The following is a 20,748-nucleotide window of genomic DNA, read 5'->3' as shown; positions in this document are numbered from 1 at the left end:
AACGGCGCAGTCCGTTGCGCCGCCCGGGTACCGGCCCGTACCGGGCGGCGGTTCGGCCGGGCGGGCCCGGCACCGCTGTGTCTACCGTGGCAGCCCGCCGGACCCGCGGAGGTGCCTCGCATGCCCGCACCCGCCAGCCGACCCCGACCGCCCCGGGGCCGCGCACCGCGGCCCGCCCCCCGGCCGCGCTGGGGGCTGCGGCTGGCCACCACCGCCGCCGCCCTGGTGCTGATCACCGGCGGAGTGGGACATGCCATGGTCCGCGGGGTGGAGGACAGCGTGCGGCGGGTGGACCCGTTCAGCGGCCTGGACGACCGGCCGGAGGGCGGCGCGGGCCTGAACATCCTGCTCATCGGCAGCGACAGCCGGGAGGGCATCCCCGTCGAGGACCTGGCCAAGTACCACCTCGGCCGGGTGTCCTGCAACTGCGCGGACACCATCATGCTGGTGCATCTCTCCGCGGACGGGAAGCGGGCCAGCGTGATCAGCCTCCCCCGGGACTCCCGGGCCGAACTGCCCGCCCACGAGTTCGCCCCGACCGGCGAGCGGCACGAGGCCCACCCGGACAAGCTCAATGCCGCGCTCTCGCACGGCGGCCCCCAGCTCATGGTGCGCACCGTGGAGGACATGACCGGGCTGCGGGTGGACCACTATGTCGAGGTCAACTTCGTCAGCTTCATGCGCACCGTGGACGAACTGGGCGGGGTGGAGGTGTGCACGGTGCGGGCCCTGAAGGACGACAAGACCGGCCTCGACCTCTCGCCGGGCACCTCCACCCTGAACGGCGGCGAGGCCCTCCAGTATGTGCGCAGCAGGAATGTGGACGCCTCCGCGGACTTCGGCCGGATGCAGCGCCAGCAGCGGTTCGTGGCCGCGCTGATCGACAAGGCGGTCAGCGCCGAGGTGCTGCTCGATCCCGGAAAGCTGCGGCGGACGGCGGAGGTGCTGCTGGATTCGGTGCGGGTGGATCCGGGATTCGGCGCCGAGGAGATGATCGAGCTGGTGCGTGCCCTGCACGGCTTCGGCCCGTCCTCGGCGGAGTTCACCACGGTGCCCATCGGGGAGATCGGCGACTCGGCGCTGGCCTGGGAACAGCCTGCCGCGGACCGCCTCTTCCGCGCGCTCCGCGAGGACCGCCCGCTGGCCCCCCGGCCCGCCGGCCAGGAGAACGGGCAGAAGACCGAGGACGGCGGCGAGCCCCCCGGGGAGAGCGACGGCAGCGGCGGCAGCGGAGGTGACGGCGGGGACGGCGGGGACGGGGGGCCCTCGGGGGTGGTGCCGGTGGACATCCCGCCGGGCGGGATCCGGGTCCGGGTGGAGAACGCCAGCGCCCGCGCCGAGCTGGGCAAGCAGGTCGCCGAGGAGCTGACGGAGACCGGCTTCGCCGCCGCGGACGCCTCTGGCGGTGAGCGGGCCGCGGGCCGGCTCCAGACCCACACCGTCATCACCCACGACCCGGCCCGCCGGGGCGAGGCGCTGACCCTTCAGGCGGCGCTGCCCGGTGCCCGGCTGCGGGAGGCCGAGGGCCAGGGCCGGGAGCTGACCGTCACCCTGGGCGAGCAGCACGAGCGGGTCCAGCCGGTGCGGGACGCCAGAACGCCGATCGACTCCGGCGCCTGGCAGGGCGGCGGCTATGCCGCCGCCACCGGCGACCAGATCTCCTGCCCCTGACGCCGCCGCCGGTCAGCGAATCTCGACAAAGGCATCGGCCGGGCGGGCCGGGCGGGGTGCGGGCGGCGCGGCGGGAAAGCCGATGGCGACCGCGCCCATCGGATCCCATCCGGCCGGCAGCTCCAGCTCCGCCCGCACCACATCGCGGCAGAACATGGTGGAGGACACCCAGGCCGAGCCGAGGCCCTCACCGGCCAGCGCCACCAGGAAGTTCTGCACCCCCGCGCCGGCCGCCACCACGAACATCTCCCGCTCCGCGGTCTGCCGCCGCGCGTCCGGGTAGCGGTGCGCGCCCTCGGCGGCCAGGCAGGGCACCACCAGATACGGCGCCCGCCGCAGCACCTCGCCGCGCCGCAGCCGCCGGGCGATGCTCTCCTCGCCGCGGCCGTCCGCCCGCAGATCGGCGATCCACGCCTCCCGCATGGCGTCCAGCAGCCGGGTGCGGGCGCCCTCCGACTCCAGCAGCACGAACCGCCACGGGGTGGTGTGGTGCGGCGCGGGCGCCGTCACCGCGGCGGCGACCGCCCGCCGTACCGCGGCCGGATCCACCGGCTGACCGGTGAACTCCCGCACCGTGCGCCGCAGGGTGACGGCCTCCCGAACCGCCTCCGAGGTGCCCAGCCGGAACATGTCCGTCCCGGACGGCCGGATCAGATCCCGGGCCGTTCCCGCCGCCGCCCGCGCCCCGTCCGCTCCGTCCGCCCCGTCCGCTCCCTCCGTTCCGGCCGCTCCGCCGGCCGGGGGCGCGGACGGCATCACCCGGCCGGCCAGGCCGCGGACCACGGCCACCGGCAGGCCCCCGGTCTTGCCCTTGACCAGATCGGCCGCCGCCGCCAGCTCGTCGGCCAGCGCGGTCATGGTCACCCCCAGCGGATTGCCGTAGGAATCGGTGCCGCCGCGCAGGTCGTCCAGCACCCGCAGGCCGGCCGCGCCGATCGCCACATCCGTCTGCCCCAGCCGCCAGGGCCGGCCGAAGGTGTCGGTGAGCACCACCCCGGTTCGCACCCCGAGCAGCTCGGCCAGCCCTTCCCGGATGCGCGCGGCCGAGGCGTCCGGGTCGACCGGCAGCAGCAGCACGGTGCCGGGCGGGGTGTTGGAGTTGTCCACCCCGGCGGCGGCCATCACAAAGCCGTGCCGGGACTCCACGATCCTGGTCCGGCCGTAGCGGGCGACCACCCGCACGCTCTCCGCGTCGATGGCGGCCTCGCGGTCCTCGGCCGGCACCAGCCGGCCCTCCGCCTTGCTGACGATCTTGGAGGTGACCAGCACCACGTCCCCGTCCGCCAGCGGCCGGGCGCCGGGGCCGGAGACGGCCGCGGCGATCAGCTTGGCGATGTCGTCCCCCGGCTGCACCTCGGGGATGCCGGGCACCGCCCACGCCTCGAACGCCGCCTGAGCCGCGTCCCTGGCCGTCGTCTGCCGCGTCATGCCGCGCGCACCTCCTCGGCCAGCTCCAGGGCCTGTCCGGCCATGGCGGTGGCCGCCTGCCGGTCGGACATCAGCAGCGGCACCGCCCGGCAGCGGATGCCCGCCTTCTCCACCTCCGGGACGGCGTCGGCGTCCTGGGGGGCGACCAGCCAGCCGTCCAGCAGCTCCGGGCCGTAGTGCCGGGCCACGGCGGCGGTGTCGGCGGCCACCCCGATGGCCGCCAGCACCTTGTCCGCCATGCCGCGCACCGGGGCCCCGCCGATCAGCGGGGACAGGCCGACCACCGGTGCCGCCGCTCCGGCCACCGCCTCCCGGATGCCCGGCACGGACAGGATCGTCCCGATGCTGACCACGGGATTCGACGGCGGGAAGAGGATCACATCGGCCTCGGCCAGCGCCTGGAGCACCCCGGGCGCGGGCGCGGCCGTCTCGGCCCCGACCGGCACGATTCCGTGGGCCGGGACCGCGGCCCGCAGCCGCACCCAGTACTCCTGGAAGTGCACCGCCCGCCGGCCGCCGTCCGGGGCGTCGATCACCACATGGGTCTCGACCCGGTCGTCCGTCATCGGCAGCAGCTTCACGCCCGGTTGCCAGCGGGCGCACAGCGCCTCGGTGACCGCGCTGAGCGGATAGCCGGCCCCCAGCATCTGGGTGCGCACGATATGGGTGGCGATGTCCCGGTCGCCCAGACCGAACCATGTCGGCTCCACGCCGTAGGCGGCGAGTTCCTCCCGGACGGCGAAGCTCTCGTCCGCCCGGCCCCAGCCCTGCTCCTCGTGGATGCCGCCCCCGAGGGTGTACATCACGGTGTCCAGGTCCGGGCAGATCTTCAGCCCGAAGAGATGGATGTCGTCCCCGGTGTTGCCGATCACGGTGATCTCGGCATCCGGAGCGGCCGGTCTCAGGCCGCGCAGGAAGCGGGCGCCGCCGATGCCGCCGGCCAGAACCACGATGCGTCGCATGGGTTCAGTCTGTCAGCAGGCGGTGACACTCCGGTGTCCGGGGTGTCCCGGGGTGTCCGGTGCGTCCGGCGGCGCGTCCGGCGGTGTGCGGACTGCGGCGTTCCGGGCGCGGCGGCGAGCCGGGAGCGCCCGCGTCTTCGTTGTCAGCCCGTCAGCCCGTCAGCCCGTCAACCCGCAGCGCCCGCTCCGTCACTGTTTCACCGCATCCGGTGGAATCTGTGGAAGGAAGGTTTATGCCTCCGGGGAGCGGACAAGCGGGCCTCAGCCGTGCCGCCCCTGGCGGCCGGCGGCGGCGGGCGGCGTTGCGGATCCGTGATCCCACCGTGATCGGGTTCGCTCGCCCGGAGGCCCGGGAACGCCACCGGCGTTCGAGACGTCTTCCAGGGAGAGGGCGCCGGCGGCCGGGCGAAATGCCGGGATCCTGTCGGAAGCACGGTCAGGGCTTGTGGTGATTTGTACATTATTGACATGACTGTGGGCTCGGAGGGTGAAACATCGCGTCAATAGCAGATCGCGGCTTGACTGGTCCGGATCACCGCACTTGTAATTTCACTCGTGTCGTTCGAGTGGAATTGATAACGACGACATCACGGGGACGTACAGGAGGCGAGGGGCGCGATGGCCGAGATGTTCCATCAACTGCTGGACCTGGACGGTGCAGAGGAACTCGGATGGCAGGAACGCGCCCTGTGCGCCCAGACCGACCCCGAGTCCTTCTTCCCGGAGAAGGGCGGCTCCACCAGGGAGGCCAAGAAGGTCTGCCTCGCCTGCGAAGTGCGTTCCGAATGCCTTGAGTACGCCCTCGCCAACGACGAACGCTTCGGCATCTGGGGCGGGCTGTCCGAGCGCGAACGCCGCCGGCTGAAGAAGGCCGCCGTCTAGCCGCGGCCCGCCTCCCGGGGGCCGCCGCCGGGCGGTGGGGCGCCCGTCCTGTGGACGGCGGAGGTGCTGACGGTGCGGGGCGCTAGTGTGGTTCGCTGTCCGACGCCACCGAAGCGAAGCCGGGGCCCGCACCTCGATGTCAGCCCAGTCAGCCCAGTCGGCCCAGCCGGGCCATCCAGAGTTTCCGCAGCACGTCGTCACCGCCGTGCTGGTCGCCCATGACGGCGCACGCTGGCTGCCCGACGTCCTGAACGGGCTGTTCGGCCAGGAACGCCAGGTGCAGGACGTCATCGCCGCCGACACCGGCAGCGCCGACAGCTCCGCCGCCCTGCTCACCGAGAAGCTCGGCCCGGACCGCGTGCTCCATCTCGCCCGGCGCACCGGCTTCGGCGCCGCGGTCGCCGAAGCGGCCCGCACCGCCCCCGTCCTCACCCCCGAGGACCTGCGCTATCTGCGCCGCCCCGACGCCTGGAACCCGGTCACCCGCACCTGGGACACCAGCACCTACGACATGCCGGAGCTGCCCTTCGGCGAGCCCGTGCACTGGCTCTGGCTGCTGCACGACGACTCCGCCCCGGAGCCCGGCGCGCTGCGCGCGCTCCTGCGCCGGGCGGACGCCGACCCGGACGCCGCCGTCATCGGCCCCAAGCTGCGCGGCTGGTACGACCGGCGCCAGCTGCTGGAGACCGGCGTCACCATCGCCCCCAGCGGGCGCCGCTGGACGGGCCTGGAGCGACGCGAGCAGGACCAGGGCCAGCACGACGCCAACCGCACCGTGCTCGCCGTCTCCAGCGCCGGCATGCTGATCCGCCGGGACGTCTTCGAGCGCCTCGGCGGCTTCGACCGCCGGCTGCCCCTGATGCGGGACGACATCGACCTGTGCTGGCGCGCCCACGCCGCCGGCCACCGGGTGCTCATCGCCACCGACGCGGTCCTGCGGCACGCCGAGGCCGCCGCCCGGGAGCGCCGCTCCATCGACTGCGCCGGCCGGCTCGGCGGCAGCCCGCACCGCGTGGACAAGGCCGCCGCCGCCTACACCCTGCTCGCCAACGCGCGCGGCCGGGCCCTGCCCTGGGCGCTGTTCCGGCTGGTCCTCGGCACCGTGCTGCGCATCCTGGGCCATCTGCTGGGCAAGGCCCCCGGCCATGCCCTGGACGAGGCCGCCGGGCTGCTGGCCACCCTGCTGCGGCCCGGCCGCATCCTCATGGCCCGCCGCAGCCGCCGCCACACCACCGCGGCCGACTTCCAGCCGGCCGTCATCCGCCCGCTCTTCCCGCCGCCCGGCGCCACCGTCCGCGCCACCCTGGAACAGGCCGTCACCACGCTGACCAGCCGGACCAGAAGCGGCGGCGGCCCGGTCGGCCGGCACGGCGGCGGGCGTGCCTCCGCCGTGGAGTCCGGCCCCACCGACGAAGCCGCCGAGGACTTCGAGGTCGAGCAGTTCGCCCTGCTGCGCAAACTGGCCCGCCGGCCCGGCCCGGTGCTGTTCGCCCTGCTGCTCCTCGTCTCCTTCCTGGCCTGCCGTGCCCTGCTCGGCGGCGGCGCGCTGAGCGGCGGTGCCCTGCTTCCCGCGCCGGGCGACGCCGAGGCCCTGTGGGACCGCTACCTGACCACCTGGCAGCCGCTGGGCACCGGCGGCAGCCAGTCCGCCCCGCCCCACCTCGCCTTCCTGGCCATGGCGGCCTCCCTGCTGCTGGGCAGCACCGGCCTGGCCATGACCGGCCTGGTGGTGCTGGCCGTGCCGCTGGCCGGGCTGAGCGCCTACCTGTGCTCCAAGCCGCTGCTGCCGTCCCGCATCCTGCGCGCCTGGGGCGCGGTGGCCTACGCCCTGCTGCCCGCGCTCACCGGCGCCCTTGCCTCGGGCCGGATCGGCACCGTGGTGCTGGCCGTGCTGCTGCCGCCGCTGGCCCGCTTCGCGGCCTGCACCACGGGCCTGGCCGCGGGCGGCGGCGCGGCCCGCGGGCCGTGGCGGACCGCCTGGTCCGGTGCGCTGGTGCTCACCGTCATCACCGCCTTCACCCCGGTGATCTGGCCGCTGGCCGCCGTGCTGGCACTGGCCGTGCTGATCCTGCCGCTCCGCCAGCCGCCCGGCGCCCGCCGGGCCCGCGCGCTGCGGCTGGCCGCGCTGCTGCTCACCCCCCTGCTGCTGCTGGGACCGTGGCTGTGGCGGGTGCTGATCAGCCCCGACCGCTTCCTGTCCGAGGCCGGTCTGCCGTACGCCACCGAGCCGGCCTCCGCGGCCCAGTTGCTCACCTTCAGCCCCGGCGGGCCGGGCACCACCGGCGCCTGGCTGCTGGCCGGGCTGCTGCTGGCCGCGCTCGCCGCGCTGCTGCGCCGGGACCGGCGGCTCGCCATGACCGCCGCCTGGGGCGCGGCGCTGATCGCCCTGCTGTTCGCCGTCTGGTCCAACGGCGGCGGCCACTGGGCCGGACCCGCCGTGCTGGTCTACAGCCTGGCCCTGCTGTGCGCCGCCGCGGTGGGCGCCGACGGCGCCCGGGCCCGGGTCGCCGAGCAGAGCTTCGGCTGGCGGCAGCCGGTGGCCGCGCTGACCGCGGTGGCCGCGGCGGCGGGTCCGCTGCTGGCCCTGGCCGCCTGGGTGGTGGACGGCGCCGGCGGGCCGCTGGAGCGGCGCTCGCCGGTGCAGGTCCCGGCCTTTGTCGCCGAGGAGAGCTCCACCAGCGACCAGGCCCGCACCCTGCTGCTGTCCAGTGAGGCCGACGCCCCAGACGGCACCCCGGTGCATGTGGAGTACACCCTGGTGCGCGGCGCGGGCGCCCGGCTGGGCGACGCCGACCTTGCCGCGCTGATGCCCGAGGATCAGGCCCTGAGCCGGGCCGTGGCCGATCTGGTGGCCGGTACCGGTGCCGACCAGACGGCGATTCTCGGCGACTACGCGGTGCGCTATGTGCTGGTGCGCCAGGGCTCCTCCGAGGGGCTGCAGCGGGTGCTGGACGCCACCGTGGGCCTGAAGCGGCTCAGCCAGGAGGACGGCAGCCCGCTGTGGCGGGTGCAGCGGGAGACCGCGCGGGTCCAGATCCTCCCCGCCGGACAGCCCGCCGAGGCCGCCGATCCCGAGGCCGCCGACCCCGAGGCCGCCGACCCCGAGGCCGGGGCCGGGGCGGTGGAACCGCAGCCGCTGCCCGCCGGCCCGGTCGAGGTCCGCACCGAACTGCCGGACGGCCCGGCCGGCCGCGTTCTGCGCCTCGCCGACACCGCCGACCCCGGCTGGGTCGCCACCGTGAACGGCACTCCGCTGCCGCGGGTCACGCTGGACGGCTGGGCCCAGGGCTTCGAACTTCCCGAGGGCGGCGGCCTGCTGGAGGTCACCTACGACTCCGGTTCCGCCCACACCTTCTGGGTCTGGACCCAGGGCTTCCTGCTGCTGGTGCTCACCGTGCTGGCGCTGCCCGGCCGGCGCCGGGAGCTCGACGACGACCTGCCGGAGGAGGGCGAGCCCGCCCGCCCGGCCGGTACCCCGGAGCACACCCGGCAGACACCTGCGCCCCCCGCCCGGGAACCGGCACCGCTCCCGGAACCCGAACCGGCCCCCGAACCCGCGGGCGCCGCCGTGCCGTCCCAGCAGGGCTGGTACGACCCCGGCACCGGGACGGCCACCGGCTATCAGCCCGAGTACGGCTACCAGGACAGCGGCGGCTACTCCTACGACGGCAACGCCCACGACCCCGCCCACGACCCCGGCGGATACGGCGAGCAGCCCTCCGCCGCCCCGTCCGTCCCCGGCCGGAGCCGGGGCGAATGGGACCAGCGGCAGGACTACGGCCAGTACGACTACGGCACCGATTACGGCACTGACTACGGCACCGACTACGGCGACGGAGGCCGGCGATGAACCGAGACGCCCTGCGCCGCAGCCCGGTGCTCTCCCTGCTCGCCGCCGGAGCCGCCCTGGCCCTGGCCGGCGCGCTCGGCACCCTGGGCGGCGGCGAGTCCGCCGCCCCGCCCGCCCCGGCGGGCGAGGCCGCCCGGGCGCCCGTGGTCCGCACCTCCCTGGTCTGCCCCCGCCCCACAGCCGTGGAAGAGGCCGCCACCTACTACACCGCCTACAGCCCGGCCGGGGAGGGACCGGCCGGGGACAGCCGGCCCGGCACCGCGAGCCTGCTCCCCATCACCCCCTACACCCCCGGCACCGACGAGGAGAACCCGGACGAGGACGAGGAAGCGACCGGCGAGGACACCGACGCCACCGAGGCCACCGACGACTCCGGGGAACAGCCCGGGGCGGAGCCGGTCGTGGAGTCCGCCGAGCCCGGCGTCCCCGTGGCGGTGAACGTCAAGAACGACGAGGCCACCGCCCTGGCCGGGACCGCCGAGCACCGGGTCGCCCCCGGCTGGACCGTCCAGCAGAGCAGCATCGTGGACACCTCGGGCGCCCGCGGCCTGCTCGGCACCGCCTGCCAGGCCCCGGCCGCCGACTTCTGGTTCGCCGGCGCCGCCACCGTCGACACCCGCCACGACTACCTGCATCTCACCAACCCCGAGGACGGCGGCACGGTCGTCGACATCGAGCTGTACGGCCCGGAGGGCAGGCTGGAGACCGGCATCGCCGAGGACGGGGTCTCGCTCCCCGGCCGCTCCGGGGTCGCGGTCCGGCTGTCCACCCTCACCGATGAGCAGCACGCCGGGCTGGCCGTGCATGTCACCGCCCGCACCGGCCGCATCGGCGCCCAGATCGAGACCGTGGACGAACAGCTCGGCGTGGACTGGCTGCCGGCCGTCACCGGCGGCACCGACGGCCGGGTCCTGCTGCCCGGCATTCCCGCCGACGCCAAGACCGTCCGCCTGGTGGCCTTCACCCCCGGCGACGCCGACCTCAATCTCTCCGTCCAGCTCGTCGGGGCCACCGGCACCTTCACCCCGGCCGGGAACGAGAGCCTCTTCCTGCGCTCCGGGCTGCTGGAGGCCGTGGAACTCGCCGACATCACCCAGGGCGAGCCCGGCTCGCTGCTGCTCACCCCCGAGGACTCCCTCACCGGCCCGGTGGTCGCCTCGCTCCGCGTCACCCGCGGCGACGGCAGCAAGCAGGAGATGGCGTTCATCGCCGGCACCGCGCCGGTGGAGGAACGGGCCTCGGTCTCCGGCAATGTCCTGGACGGCACCGAGCTGTCCCTGGTCGCCCCGGGCGAGACCGCCGAGGTGCGGGTCACCTGGTCCGCCGCCTCGGGCGGCGGCGACCCGGTGACCGAGGAGATCACCGTCCCGGCGGGCACCACCGTGGCCGTCACCCCGGAGCTGCCGGAAGGCGCCAAGGGCCGCTACGCCGCCACCGTGGAACGCACCGGCGGCGGCGAGCTCTACGCCGCCCGGACCCTGACCGTGGAGCGCGACAAGATCCCGATGTTCACCGTGCAGACCCTGCCCGACGACCGCTCCCGGGTGACCGTCCCCGGCACCGGCGAGAACATCGGCCTGCTGCTCCCCGACGACTGAGCTCCCCGGCTCGGCCCCGGCCCGGCCCCCGGCCCGGCCGCCGGGCGGCCCGCTCAGTCCTCGCCGTAGCGCGGGTCCACCGACTCGGGGGCCAGGCCGAGCAGCTCGGCGGCCTGCTCGACCACCACCTCGTGCACCAGGTCCGCCCGCTCGTCCCGGTCCCGGGCCCGCAGCTCCACCGGCCGCCGGTACACCACGATCCGGTCCGGCCGCCCGCCCCGGCCGCGCACCACCCCGCCCAGCGGCACGCCCTCCGCCGCCGGATCGCCCCCGGGCGGCCCGGACAGCCGCGGCACCTCCTGCACCTCGAAGGCCACGCCCTCCAGTTGCGGCAGCCGCCGCCGCAGCCGCTCGGCCGAGTCCTGCACCAGGGACGCGAAGGTCTCCGACCGGCTGGCGGAGAGCGGCACCTGCGGAGGCGCCAGCGGACCGCGCATGCCGCGGCCGTGCCGGTCCCGGTGGCGCCGCGCCGGCGGCCCGGGAGCGGGGGAGGAGACGCTGCTCGGCTCGTTCTTCATCGCCTCTGACCATAGAGGACACCGGGCCGAAGCAGCTCACCTTACGGGGCGAACCGGTACGTCCCGGCCAGGATGCGGCGACACGGCCGGGTGACGCCACGGCGATGCGTCGCGGCCCGCTCAGGAGTGCGGTACGGTCCAACATCGTGAGCCCCGTCCGACGCTGTTCGCGAACCGCCTGCGGTCGCCCCGCCGTGGCGACGCTCACGTATGTCTACGCGGACTCCACCGCCGTGCTGGGCCCCCTCGCCACCTATGCCGAGCCGCACTGCTACGACCTGTGCGCCGAGCACTCCGAGCGGCTCACCGCCCCCCGCGGCTGGGAAGTGGTCCGGCTCGCCGTCGACACCACCGCCGCCCGCCGCCCCAGCGGCGACGATCTGGAGGCCCTGGCCGACGCGGTGCGGGAGGCCGCCCGCAGCCGCCCCCGCCCCGAGCCGCCGCCCGGCCCGGCCGCCCCCGGCGCCGATCCCATGGAGGTCGCCCGCCGCGGCCACCTGCGGGTTCTCCGTTCACCGGATTCCTGATCCCGGCGTAACATCCGGCCGGTACAGTGAGCGGCGCCGCCGACCGCATCGGGTGGCAACGGTTACCCGCGCCGTCAACCGCGACCCAAGGGGTGAGCTGTGCCGGACCTGTCGCAGATCGTCAAGGCATACGACGTGCGGGGCGTGGTCCCTGATCAGTGGGATACGGACCTGGCGAGGCTGCTCGGAGCGGCGTTCGTCACCATGCTCCGCAACGCCGGTGAGGACCCCGCCGCCGGCATCGTCATCGGCCACGACATGCGCCCGTCCTCGCCCGGCCTGTCCCGCGCCTTCGCCGAGGGCGCGGCCTCGCTCGGGACGGACGTCACCGAGATCGGGCTCTGCTCGACGGATCAGCTCTACTACGCCAGCGGCGCCCTGGACATGCCCGGCGCCATGTTCACCGCCAGCCACAACCCGGCCCAGTACAACGGCATCAAGATGTGCCGGGCGGGCGCCGCGCCCATCGGCCAGGACAGCGGGCTGGCCGAGATCCGCTCCCTCACCGAGCGGTGGCTGGCCCAGGGCGCACCCGAACCGGCCGCCGCACCGGGCACGATGACCCGCCGCGAGACCCTCGGCGACTATGCCGGGCATCTGCGCACCCTGGTGGATCTGACCGGAATCCGCCCCCTGAAGGTCGTGGTGGACGCGGGCAACGGCATGGGCGGGCACACCGTCCCCACCGTCTTCGAGGGGCTGCCCCTCACCCTGGACCCGCTCTACTTCGAGCTCGACGGCACCTTCCCGCACCATGAGGCCAACCCCCTGGACCCGGCCAACATCGTGGATCTCCAGGCCCGGGTGCGGGAGACCGGCGCCGACATCGGGCTGGCCTTCGACGGCGACGCCGACCGCTGCTTCGTGGTCGACGAGCGCGGCGAGCCCGTCTCGCCCTCCGCGATCACCGCGCTGGTCGCCGCCCGGGAGCTGGCCAAGCACCCCGGCTCCATGGTGATCCACAACCTGATCACCTCCTGGTCGGTGCCCGAGGTGGTGCGGGAGAGCGGCGGCACCCCGGTGCGCACCCGGGTGGGGCATTCCTTCATCAAGGCCGAGATGGCCCGGCACGGCGCGGTCTTCGGCGGCGAGCACTCCGCGCACTACTACTTCCGGGACTTCTGGAACGCCGACACCGGCATGCTGGCCGCGCTGCATGTCCTGGCGGCGCTCGGCGGCCAGCCGGAGCCGCTCTCCCGGCTGGTCGAGCAGTACGACCGCTACGCCGCCTCGGGCGAGATCAACAGCCGGGTGGACGACCAGAACGGCCGGCTGGCCGCGGTGCGCGCCGCCTACGCCGGCCGGCCGGGCACCACGGTGGACGAGATGGACGGCCTCACCGTCACCTCCGGCGACTGGTGGTTCAACCTGCGGCCGTCCAACACCGAGCCGCTGCTCCGGCTCAATGTGGAGGCCCGCGACCCGGACACCGTCGCCAAGGTCCGCGACGAGGTCCTCGCCCTCGTCCGCGCCTGACTCCGCCCGCTCCCGCCGCCCTCTCCCCGCCGCGGATGCGGCGGGAGACGGCAGCGGGCGGTTGCGTGGCTGGCGGGGTGCGGCGCCGGTAGGGTGATCGGGAGGAGCCCGGCAACGGCTCCTCCCGCCGCGTGCACCGATGGACAAGTGAGGAAACGCCCATGCCGCCCGTGGAAGCCGGTCTTCTGGAAATCCTCGCCTGCCCGGCCTGCCGCTCGCCGCTGCGCGCCGGCGAGGACGGCCGCGAACTGGTCTGCACGAGCGAGAGCTGCGGCCTGGCCTACCCCGTCCACGACGACATCCCGGTCCTGCTGGAGGACGAGGCCCGCAAGCCGTCCTGACCCGTTCCGAGCCACTCCCCGGACCTCCCGGCCACCCCGGGCGATCGGAGTCCCGACATGATCGACGAATCGCTGCTGGACGCCCCCGACGCGCTCGACCGGGCCGATCTGCGCGGACTGCTGCGCTCCGTCGCCGCCGCCGGCGCCCAGGTGCGCACCGCGCTGCGTGCCGTCGAGGAGTCCCCCGTGCCGCGCCTGCGGCCGGACGGCCGTCCCGGCACGGTGCTGGTGGCCGGCCCCGGCCCGGACGCCGCGCTCACCGTCGATCTGCTCTCCGCGCTGATCGACGAGAACGTCCGGGTGGCCCGGCTGCCCGCCACCGGCGCGCTGGCCGCCCCCGGCGCCCTGCGCTGGCCGCTGCCCAACTGGGCCGGCGCCCTCGACCTGCTCCTGCTCACCAGCACCGACGGCAGCGAGCCGGGCCTGGGCGAGCTGCTGGAGACCGCCTACCGCCGCGGCCTGACCGTGGTCACCGTGGTCCCCGACCGTTCCTCGCTGGCCGACCTCACCCTGCGCCGCCGCAGCCTGACCATAGAGCTCACCCACGCGCCCCGGGTCGAGCTGCCCGCCCACCCGGCCGCGCCCGGTCCCCAGTGGTCGCTGGTGACCCCGCTGCTGTACCTCTGCGACCGGCTCGGGCTGTGCCGGGCCGGCGAGGACGCGCTGCTCGCCATGGCCGACCGGCTGGACGCCACCGCCGAGCGCTGCGGCCCGGCGGCCCCCGTGGACGCCAACCCGGCCAAGGCCCTGGCCGCCGAGTTCGCCGGCTCGCTGCCGCTGCTGTGGAGCGACGGCCCGCTCGCGGCAGCCGCCGCCCGGCACGGCGCCGCGACCCTCACCGGACTGTCCGGCCTGCCCGCGCTGAGCGCCGCCCTCCCGGAGGCGATGACCGCGCACGGGGCGCTGCTGGGCGGCAGCCTGACCGGCGGTTCCGAGGCCGACGACTTCTTCCGCGACCGGGTCGAGGAGCCGCCCGCGCTGCACGCCCGCGTGGTCCTGCTGCGCAGCCCGGCCATCCTGGATCCGCCCGGCAGCAGCTTCGGCAACGGCGGCGGCGGGGCCGGGGCCGCCGAGCGCCCCGCCGGACCCGGCCCCGGACCGGGGCCCGGACCCGGACCCGGCCCCCGGTTCGGCGCCGCCGACGCCGCCCGGGAACTGGCCGTGGAACAGGGCGCCGCACTCAGCGAGCTGACCCCCTCGGACCCGAGCACCCCGCTGGAGGCCGCCGCCGAGCTGATCGCCCAGCTCGACTTCTCCGCCGTCTACCTGGCGCTCACCTCGAACAACCGCACCTGACCCGGAGGCGGCGGCCGGCCGGCCGCCGCCTCCCGTGCCGGCCCGCCCCGCCGGGCAACCGCCCGCCCGCCCACCGCACCGGAACCGGAACCGCCGCCATGGACCGACTTGTCAACGCCGTGCGCCCCTACGCCTGGGGCTCCACCACCGCCATCCCGGAGCTGCTGGGCACCGAGCCCACCGGGCAGCCCCAGGCCGAACTCTGGATGGGCGCCCACCCCGGCGCCCCCTCCCTGGTGGAACGCGGCGACGGCGGCCGGATCCCGCTGGGCGAGCTGATCGCGGCCGACCCCGGGCGCGAGCTGGGCCGCGCCGCCGCCGAGGCGTTCGGACCGCGCCTGCCGTTCCTGCTCAAGGTGCTGGCCGCCGCCTCCCCGCTCTCCCTCCAGGTCCACCCCGACCTGGCCCAGGCGCAGGCCGGCTTCGACGACGAGGAGGGCCGCGGCGTCCCGCCCTCCGCCCCGCACCGCAACTACAAGGACGCCCACCACAAGCCCGAGCTGATCTGCGCGCTGACCCCCTTCGAAGGGCTGTGCGGCTTCCGCCCCGCCGCCGAGACCGCCGCCCTGCTCACCGCGCTCGACGTCGACCAGCTCAAGCCCTACGCCGACATCCTGGCCGCCGCCCGCCCCGAGGACGCCGCGCTGCGCGAGGTCTTCTCCGCCGTCCTCACCGCGGACCGCGCCGCCGTGGCCGAAACCGTCCGCCTGGCCGCCGAGGCCGCCCACCGCGTCGCCGCGGACGGCGGCCCCTGGGCCGCGGCCTGCGGCGCGTACGCCGCCATCGCCCGCCAGTACCCCGGCGATCCGGGCGTGCTGGCCGCCATGCTGCTCAACCACGTCCGGCTCCAGCCCGGCGAGGCGCTGTTCCTGGCCGCCGGGGTGCCGCACGCCTACCTCAGGGGCATGGGCGTGGAGATCATGGCCAACTCCGACAATGTGCTGCGCTGTGGCCTGACGCCCAAGCATGTGGACGTGCCGGAGCTGCTGCGCATCGTCCGCTTCGAAAGCGGCGACGCGGGCGTGCTGCGTCCGGAGGAGACCCCGGAGGGCGAGGAGGTGTACGCCGCCCCGGTCAGCGAGTTCCGGCTGTCCCGCTGCGTACTGGCGCCCGGCGCCGAGCCCCGCGCCCTGCCCACCGGCGTGCCGCAGATCCTGCTCTGCACCGACGGCATGATCCGCATCGCGGACGGCCCGGCCGAGCGGGAGCTGATCCTGCGGCGCGGCGAGTCCGCCTATGTCCCCGCCGCCCAGGAATCCCTGCTGGTGGACGGCCCCGGCACGGTCTTCCGCGCCACCGTCCGGCTCTGAGACCCCGCGCCGCCCGCGGCGGCCCGGAGGCGGCGAGGGCTCGTTTTCGGACGCCCCGTCATGCGGCCTTGAAGGTGCCCACGGCCCGGCTGCTAGATTCGGTGACGACCGCACAACACGTCGCTGCTGATGGCAGTCGGGGCGGCCCGCCGGACGGGCCCGTGCCCGGCCGAGGGGAAAGAAGGCCCTCCGACGGACCGGTGCGGCCGGGAACGCCGCCCGGCGCCCAGCGGACCGGCACGGGCGCCTGCCGTCGCGTCCCCGGCGCACCCTGCCCGCCAAGACCGTCAATCGAGGAGCAGCTTCATGCCCACGAGCGAGTCCGCTCACCCCGACTTCAAGGTCGCCGACCTCTCCCTGGCCGGGTTCGGCCGCAAGGAGATCACCCTCGCCGAGCACGAGATGCCCGGCCTGATGTCGATCCGCCGCGAGTACGCCGAGGCCCGGCCGCTGGCCGGCGCCCGGATCACCGGCTCGCTGCACATGACCGTGCAGACCGCCGTGCTGATCGAGACCCTGGTCGCGCTCGGCGCCGAGGTCCGCTGGGCCTCCTGCAACATCTTCTCCACCCAGGACCATGCCGCGGCGGCGGTCGCGGTCGGCCCCGACGGCACTCCGGAGGACCCCCGCGGCATCCCGGTCTTCGCCTGGAAGGGGGAGACCCTCGAAGAGTACTGGTGGTGCACCGAGCAGGCGCTGACCTGGCCCGGCACCCCCACCGGCGGCCCCAACATGATCCTGGACGACGGCGGCGACGCCACCCTGCTGGTGCACAAGGGCGTGGTCTGCGAGAAGGACGGCGAGGTGCCCGCCCCGGACACCGCGGGCAGCGAGGAGGAGGCCGTCATCCTCCGGCTGCTGGCCCGCACGCTGGCCGAGACCCCGCAGAAGTGGACCCAGCTCGCCTCCGAGATCCGCGGCGTCACCGAGGAGACCACCACCGGCGTCCACCGGCTGTACGAGATGCAGCGCGAGGGCACCCTGCTCTTCCCGGCGATCAACGTCAACGACTCGGTCACCAAGTCCAAGTTCGACAACAAGTACGGCTGCCGCCACTCGCTGGTCGACGGCATCAACCGGGCGACCGACGTCCTGATCGGCGGCAAGGTCGCGGTGATCTGCGGCTACGGCGACGTCGGCAAGGGCTGCGCCGAGTCGCTGCGCGGCCAGGGCGCCCGGGTGATCGTCACCGAGATCGACCCGATCTGCGCCCTCCAGGCCGCCATGGACGGCTACCAGGTGGCCCGCCTGGAGGACGTGGTCGACACCGCCGACATCTTCATCACCGCCACCGGCAACAAGGACGTCATCCGCACCGAGCACATGCTGCGGATGAAGCACCAGGCGATCGTCGGCAACATCGGCCACTTCGACAACGAGATCGACATGGCCGGCCTGGCCGCCGTTCCCGGCGTGGTCAAGGACGAGGTCAAGCCGCAGGTCCACACCTGGACCTTCACCGACGGCCGCTCGATCATCGTGCTCTCCGAGGGCCGCCTGCTCAACCTGGGCAATGCGACCGGCCACCCGTCGTTCGTGATGTCCAACAGCTTCGCCAACCAGACCATCGCCCAGATCGAGCTGTTCGCCAAGAACGACGAGTACCCGATCGGGGTCTACACCCTGCCCAAGCATCTGGACGAGAAGGTCGCCAGGCTGCACCTGGACGCCCTCGGCGCCCGGCTCACCGAGCTGAGCCCCGAGCAGGCCGCCTACATCGGCGTCCCGGTCCAGGGCCCGTACAAGTCCGAGCACTACCGCTACTGACCACGGCCCGGTGCGGTGCGGCCGCCGGGCCCCGGCGGCCGCACCGCACCCGACCCCGATCCCGATCCCGTTCCCGGCTCCCTCCCGGTTCCCCGAAGATCACCGCATGCCCAGTGGCCGCTATCTGCTCCACGACCCGCACGACCGCACCCCGCTCGGCGAGGAGCGGTTCCAGTGCGCGCCCGGCCCGTCCGGCTGGCGCTACACCGCCCGCCGGCTCGGCCCCGACGGCCGCCCGGCCGGCTCCCTCGACCTCACCGTGGACCAACGGGGACGCCCGCTGCGGCTGGAAGCCCGGGCCGGGCGGTGGCAGCTGCGCGGCGCGGCCCTGGACGGGCTGAGCTGGGTCCGCACCGGCCCCGGCGGGGAACACGCCGAGCCCGGCAACGCCCGGGCCCACGCCTTCACCGGCGGCTCACCCGCCCACCTGGTGGCCGTCGCCCGGCTGCTGCGGCTGACCCCCGGCGGCCCGGCCGCCCGGGTCCGCCTGCTGGCGCTCACCGAGCCCGTGCTCGCCCCGCGCACCGTCGACCAGAGCTGGACCCTGCTGAGCAGCGCACTGCACCGTGACGCCGCGGCGGGCGGCGAGCTCACGGTCGAGGAGTACCGGATCGACGACCTGGAGAGCGGTGAGCGAGGGCTGGTCCACCTCACCGGCGACATCGTGCTGGCCGCCCCCGGCATCGAACTCGACGACCTGGACGCGCCCCCTTCCGACTGGCCCACGGCCGCGGCCTGACCGGCTTCCCGCCCGTCCGCGCCCGTCACCCGGGAGGTGCGAACCCCCCGGCCCGGCCCCCGTCCCCGTCCCCGCCGACGGCCGACCGTACCGGCTCCTCCGCCCACGCCCGCGGCATCTCCTGCACCGGACCCACCGGACCCACCGGACCCACCGGACCCACCTGCGCTGCCTGCTGAAGCTGCCGCTGCTCCTCCTGCAGCCGCCGGACATCCCGCCGCTGCCGCTCCCACGCCACTCCGCGCAGATAGCCGACCGGATCCGTCCCGGACGGCGCCGCCCGCCCGGTCAGCCGCACCAGATCGTCCGCCAGCCGCACCGCCATGGACCAGCTCATCCGGGCGTCCATCTGCGGCAGCCGCGCCAGAAACTGCCGCACGGTGAGCCACAGCCCGTCCGGCACCCGGGACAGATCCAGCTCCGCGAACTGCCCGGCCAGCTCGGGCGGGGGCGCCGGCAGCGGCCAGGCGCGCGGCGCCGGTATCCGCTCCCGCACCACCAGCGTCCCGGCGAACACATCACCGATCCGCCGCCCCCGCTCCGACACCAGCGAGGCGATGCAGGCCACCGACCCCGAGGTGGCCAGAATCTCCACCACCCCGACCAGCTGCCGCACCAGCGCGTGCCGGAACCGGACCGGACCGCCGTCGCTGCGCACCACCCGGAGCCCGAGGGCCAGTTTCCCCAGTGACTTGCCCCGGGACAGCGTCTCCACCGCCACCGGCACCCCGACCAGGATCAGCGCCAGCAGGGCCATCGCGGTGGCCGCCGTAGCGGCGAAGCCCAGATCCTGCACGGCGCTCAGCAGCACCAGCGTCGCCAGGAAGTACCCGCCGAGCAGCACGGCCAGGTCGATCGACACGGCCAGCGCCCGGCTCAGCAGCTTGGCGGGCTGCAGGCCCAGGACAACGGCATCACCGGTCACGGGATTGCTCATGGCCGCCCATCCTCCCCGCGTCCGGCCGGTACGGCCAGTCTGCACCGGTCACCGATTGGCCACACCACCGAACCGGCCACTGCCTCCGCCCGGCAGCGTCTGAGAGGGTCGTGCCATGGACGTCGATGTGTTCGTGGCCGCGCACCGTCAGGAGTGGGACCGGCTGGCCCAGCTTCTCCGCCGTGGCCGGCGGCTGAGCGGTGCCGAGACCGACGAGCTGGTGAGCCTTTACCAGCGCACCGCCACCCATCTCTCCCAGCTCCAGAGCTGGGCCCCGGACCCGGCCGTGGTCAACCGGCTCACCACGCTGGTCGCCAGGGCCCGCAGCGTGGTGGTCGGCACCCGGCGCGCCACCTGGCGCGATGCCCTGCACTACTTCACCGCCGGCTTCCCGGCCGCCTGCTACCGCACGCGTGCCTGGTGGGTGCCGACCGCGCTGGTCTTCATCCTGGCCACGGCGGGCATCGGGGCGTGGATCGCCGGCAGCCCGGAGGTGCAGGCCAGCATCGGCGCCCCCGACGAGCTGCGGGAGATGACCCGGCCCGGCGGCGGCTACGAGAGCTACTACTCCAGCAGCCCGGCGGCGGCCTTCTCCTTCCAGGTATGGACGAACAACATGGTGGTCGCCGGCATCTCCCTGACGCTCGGGGTCTTCCTGGGCATCCCGGTGCTGTGGGTGCTGCTGCAGAACGCCATGAACGTGGGGACGGGCGTGGGCCTGATGGCCGCCGCCGACCGGCTGGACGTCTTCCTCGGCCTGATCCTGCCGCACGGCCTGCTCGAACTCACCGCGGTCTTCATCGCGGCCGGCGTCGGCCTGCGGCTGGGCTGGACGGTGATCGACCCGGGGAGACTCACCCGGGGCGCGGCGCTGGCCCGGGAGGGCCGGGCCGCCCTGGGCATGGTGATCGGCCTCACCCTGATTCTGCTGATCTCCGGTCTGATCGAGGGTCTGGTCACCCCCTCGTCGCTGCCCACCTGGGCCCGCATCGGCATCGGAGTGGCCGTCGAAACGGCGTTCCTGGCCTATGTCCTCATCCTCGGCCGCCGAGCCGTTCGCGCAGGTGAGACCGGCGATGTGACCGCCGGTGACCGCGAGGACGAACTTCCGGTGGCGGCCTGAGCCGGCCGCTCACCGGTCCGCGCTTGACACCCAACCGGGTGACGCGTAACGTAGTCCGAGCTGTCACCGCCGGGAGCGACCGAGAGGCCGCCCGGCCGGGCAGCAGAGGTGCAGCCGCCACAGAATTCCATTCGGAGATTCCATGGCGGGCTACCGACTCCGACTCACTTCCCTCAAAGGGCAGGATTCCGGCGCGCGCTGAGCGCGGTGAAATCACCCCGGCCGAGGTGTGATAGCGTCGGAAGCACCGAAACGGAAGAAACACCCGGAGGGATTCCCGAGAGGGATACCGATGGCAGTGTCCGTTCCTTGAGAACTCAACA

The 20,748-nt window shown here is 74.8% G+C and carries 16 protein-coding genes; 12 read left to right on the top strand and 4 right to left on the bottom strand.

Going from position 1 to position 20,748, the window contains the following annotated elements; genetic code table 11:
• The first annotated feature begins 120 nt into the window (after nucleotides 1-120).
• Complete coding sequence (locus BM242_RS04610; protein ID WP_093837369.1) at nucleotides 121-1,671, top strand: LCP family protein; 1,551 nt, start codon at nucleotides 121-123, stop codon at nucleotides 1,669-1,671.
• Between the two features lie 12 nt (nucleotides 1,672-1,683).
• On the opposite strand, the gene BM242_RS04605 is transcribed toward BM242_RS04610, so the two are convergent.
• Together BM242_RS04605 and cofD are read right to left on the bottom strand one after the other, a co-directional pair.
• The gene (locus tag BM242_RS04605; protein WP_093837368.1) at nucleotides 1,684-3,099 is read right to left on the bottom strand and encodes a coenzyme F420-0:L-glutamate ligase; all 1,416 of its coding nucleotides are present in this window, start codon (nucleotides 3,097-3,099) and stop codon (nucleotides 1,684-1,686) included.
• Nucleotides 3,096-4,061: a 2-phospho-L-lactate transferase gene (gene cofD, locus BM242_RS29795; protein WP_093837367.1), complete on the bottom strand. Its 966-nt coding sequence runs from the start codon at nucleotides 4,059-4,061 to the stop codon at nucleotides 3,096-3,098. Before cofD ends, BM242_RS04605 begins: the two co-directional genes overlap by 4 nt.
• Nucleotides 4,062-4,679: 618 nt before the next feature.
• Between cofD and BM242_RS04595 the strand changes: the two genes are divergently transcribed.
• The 3 genes from BM242_RS04595 (at nucleotide 4,680) to BM242_RS04585 (ending at nucleotide 10,391) form a co-directional block, all read left to right on the top strand.
• Entirely contained in the window at nucleotides 4,680-4,943 is a 264-nt protein-coding gene (locus BM242_RS04595) for a WhiB family transcriptional regulator (protein ID WP_093837366.1), read from the top strand.
• A 136-nt stretch (nucleotides 4,944-5,079) separates the two neighbouring features.
• Nucleotides 5,080-8,793, top strand: coding sequence for a glycosyltransferase (locus BM242_RS04590; protein ID WP_093837365.1), 3,714 nt, complete (start codon nucleotides 5,080-5,082; stop codon nucleotides 8,791-8,793).
• Nucleotides 8,790-10,391 carry a DUF5719 family protein gene (locus BM242_RS04585; RefSeq protein WP_093837364.1) on the top strand — a complete coding sequence of 534 codons (1,602 nt, stop codon included), beginning with the start codon at nucleotides 8,790-8,792 and terminating at the stop codon, nucleotides 10,389-10,391. Before BM242_RS04590 ends, BM242_RS04585 begins: the two co-directional genes overlap by 4 nt.
• Nucleotides 10,392-10,444: 53 nt before the next feature.
• On the opposite strand, the gene BM242_RS04580 is transcribed toward BM242_RS04585, so the two are convergent.
• Nucleotides 10,445-10,909 (bottom strand): metallopeptidase family protein, encoded by a 465-nt coding sequence (locus BM242_RS04580; protein ID WP_093837363.1) that lies wholly within the window; start codon nucleotides 10,907-10,909, stop codon nucleotides 10,445-10,447.
• A gap of 104 nt (nucleotides 10,910-11,013) precedes the next feature.
• Here BM242_RS04580 and BM242_RS04575 point away from each other — a divergent pair, with 104 nt between their 5' ends.
• The 7 genes from BM242_RS04575 to BM242_RS04545 all read left to right on the top strand — a co-directional run bounded on the left by BM242_RS04575 (nucleotide 11,014) and on the right by BM242_RS04545 (nucleotide 18,365).
• Entirely contained in the window at nucleotides 11,014-11,436 is a 423-nt protein-coding gene (locus BM242_RS04575) for a DUF3499 domain-containing protein (protein WP_093837362.1), read from the top strand.
• Nucleotides 11,437-11,535: 99 nt separating this feature from the next.
• The gene (locus BM242_RS04570; protein WP_093837361.1) at nucleotides 11,536-12,912 is read left to right on the top strand and encodes a phosphomannomutase/phosphoglucomutase; all 1,377 of its coding nucleotides are present in this window, start codon (nucleotides 11,536-11,538) and stop codon (nucleotides 12,910-12,912) included.
• Between the two features lie 161 nt (nucleotides 12,913-13,073).
• On the top strand, nucleotides 13,074-13,253 hold the full coding sequence (locus tag BM242_RS04565) for a Trm112 family protein (protein WP_093837360.1): 180 nt from the start codon (nucleotides 13,074-13,076) through the stop codon (nucleotides 13,251-13,253).
• A gap of 57 nt (nucleotides 13,254-13,310) precedes the next feature.
• Nucleotides 13,311-14,549 (top strand): SIS domain-containing protein, encoded by a 1,239-nt coding sequence (locus BM242_RS04560; RefSeq protein WP_093837359.1) that lies wholly within the window; start codon nucleotides 13,311-13,313, stop codon nucleotides 14,547-14,549.
• Nucleotides 14,550-14,647: 98 nt separating this feature from the next.
• Nucleotides 14,648-15,859, top strand: coding sequence for a mannose-6-phosphate isomerase, class I (gene manA, locus BM242_RS04555; RefSeq protein WP_093837358.1), 1,212 nt, complete (start codon nucleotides 14,648-14,650; stop codon nucleotides 15,857-15,859).
• Nucleotides 15,860-16,165: 306 nt separating this feature from the next.
• Nucleotides 16,166-17,626, top strand: a complete 1,461-nt coding sequence (ahcY, locus tag BM242_RS04550) for an adenosylhomocysteinase (RefSeq protein ID WP_093837357.1) — start codon at nucleotides 16,166-16,168, stop codon at nucleotides 17,624-17,626.
• A gap of 106 nt (nucleotides 17,627-17,732) precedes the next feature.
• Entirely contained in the window at nucleotides 17,733-18,365 is a 633-nt protein-coding gene (locus BM242_RS04545; protein WP_093837807.1) for a hypothetical protein, read from the top strand.
• 25 nt (nucleotides 18,366-18,390) lie between these two features.
• Here the strand turns inward: BM242_RS04545 and BM242_RS04540 are convergent, their stop codons facing one another.
• A complete protein-coding gene (locus tag BM242_RS04540; protein WP_175541266.1) occupies nucleotides 18,391-19,302 on the bottom strand; it encodes an RDD family protein in 912 nt (303 codons plus the stop codon).
• 115 nt (nucleotides 19,303-19,417) lie between these two features.
• Here BM242_RS04540 and BM242_RS04535 point away from each other — a divergent pair, with 115 nt between their 5' ends.
• The gene (locus tag BM242_RS04535) at nucleotides 19,418-20,425 is read left to right on the top strand and encodes a stage II sporulation protein M (RefSeq protein WP_093837356.1); all 1,008 of its coding nucleotides are present in this window, start codon (nucleotides 19,418-19,420) and stop codon (nucleotides 20,423-20,425) included.
• Nucleotides 20,426-20,748 lie beyond the last annotated feature (323 nt).

Source organism: Streptomyces aidingensis (assembly GCF_900112355.1).
GTDB lineage: Bacteria > Actinomycetota > Actinomycetes > Streptomycetales > Streptomycetaceae > Streptomyces > Streptomyces aidingensis.
The sequence above is the reverse complement of the archived record's forward strand: the minus strand, read 5'-3'. Positions and strand labels throughout refer to the sequence as shown.

Excerpts from the sequence above, each read along its gene's own strand:
- ahcY (WP_093837357.1), top strand. The coding sequence starts at position 16,166 with ATGCCCACGAGCGAGTCCGCTCACCCCGACTTCAAGGTCGCCGACCTC.
- BM242_RS04575 (WP_093837362.1), top strand. The coding sequence starts at position 11,014 with ATGCGTCGCGGCCCGCTCAGGAGTGCGGTACGGTCCAACATCGTGAGC.
- BM242_RS04560 (WP_093837359.1), top strand. The coding sequence starts at position 13,311 with ATGATCGACGAATCGCTGCTGGACGCCCCCGACGCGCTCGACCGGGCC.
- cofD (WP_093837367.1), bottom strand. The coding sequence starts at position 4,061 with ATGCGACGCATCGTGGTTCTGGCCGGCGGCATCGGCGGCGCCCGCTTC.
- manA (WP_093837358.1), top strand. The coding sequence starts at position 14,648 with ATGGACCGACTTGTCAACGCCGTGCGCCCCTACGCCTGGGGCTCCACC.
- BM242_RS04535 (WP_093837356.1), top strand. The coding sequence starts at position 19,418 with ATGGACGTCGATGTGTTCGTGGCCGCGCACCGTCAGGAGTGGGACCGG.
- BM242_RS04565 (WP_093837360.1), top strand. The coding sequence starts at position 13,074 with ATGCCGCCCGTGGAAGCCGGTCTTCTGGAAATCCTCGCCTGCCCGGCC.
- BM242_RS04545 (WP_093837807.1), top strand. The coding sequence starts at position 17,733 with ATGCCCAGTGGCCGCTATCTGCTCCACGACCCGCACGACCGCACCCCG.
- BM242_RS04580 (WP_093837363.1), bottom strand. The coding sequence starts at position 10,909 with ATGAAGAACGAGCCGAGCAGCGTCTCCTCCCCCGCTCCCGGGCCGCCG.
- BM242_RS04540 (WP_175541266.1), bottom strand. The coding sequence starts at position 19,302 with ATGAGCAATCCCGTGACCGGTGATGCCGTTGTCCTGGGCCTGCAGCCC.
- BM242_RS04590 (WP_093837365.1), top strand. The coding sequence starts at position 5,080 with ATGTCAGCCCAGTCAGCCCAGTCGGCCCAGCCGGGCCATCCAGAGTTT.
- BM242_RS04605 (WP_093837368.1), bottom strand. The coding sequence starts at position 3,099 with ATGACGCGGCAGACGACGGCCAGGGACGCGGCTCAGGCGGCGTTCGAG.
- BM242_RS04610 (WP_093837369.1), top strand. The coding sequence starts at position 121 with ATGCCCGCACCCGCCAGCCGACCCCGACCGCCCCGGGGCCGCGCACCG.
- BM242_RS04595 (WP_093837366.1), top strand. The coding sequence starts at position 4,680 with ATGGCCGAGATGTTCCATCAACTGCTGGACCTGGACGGTGCAGAGGAA.
- BM242_RS04585 (WP_093837364.1), top strand. The coding sequence starts at position 8,790 with ATGAACCGAGACGCCCTGCGCCGCAGCCCGGTGCTCTCCCTGCTCGCC.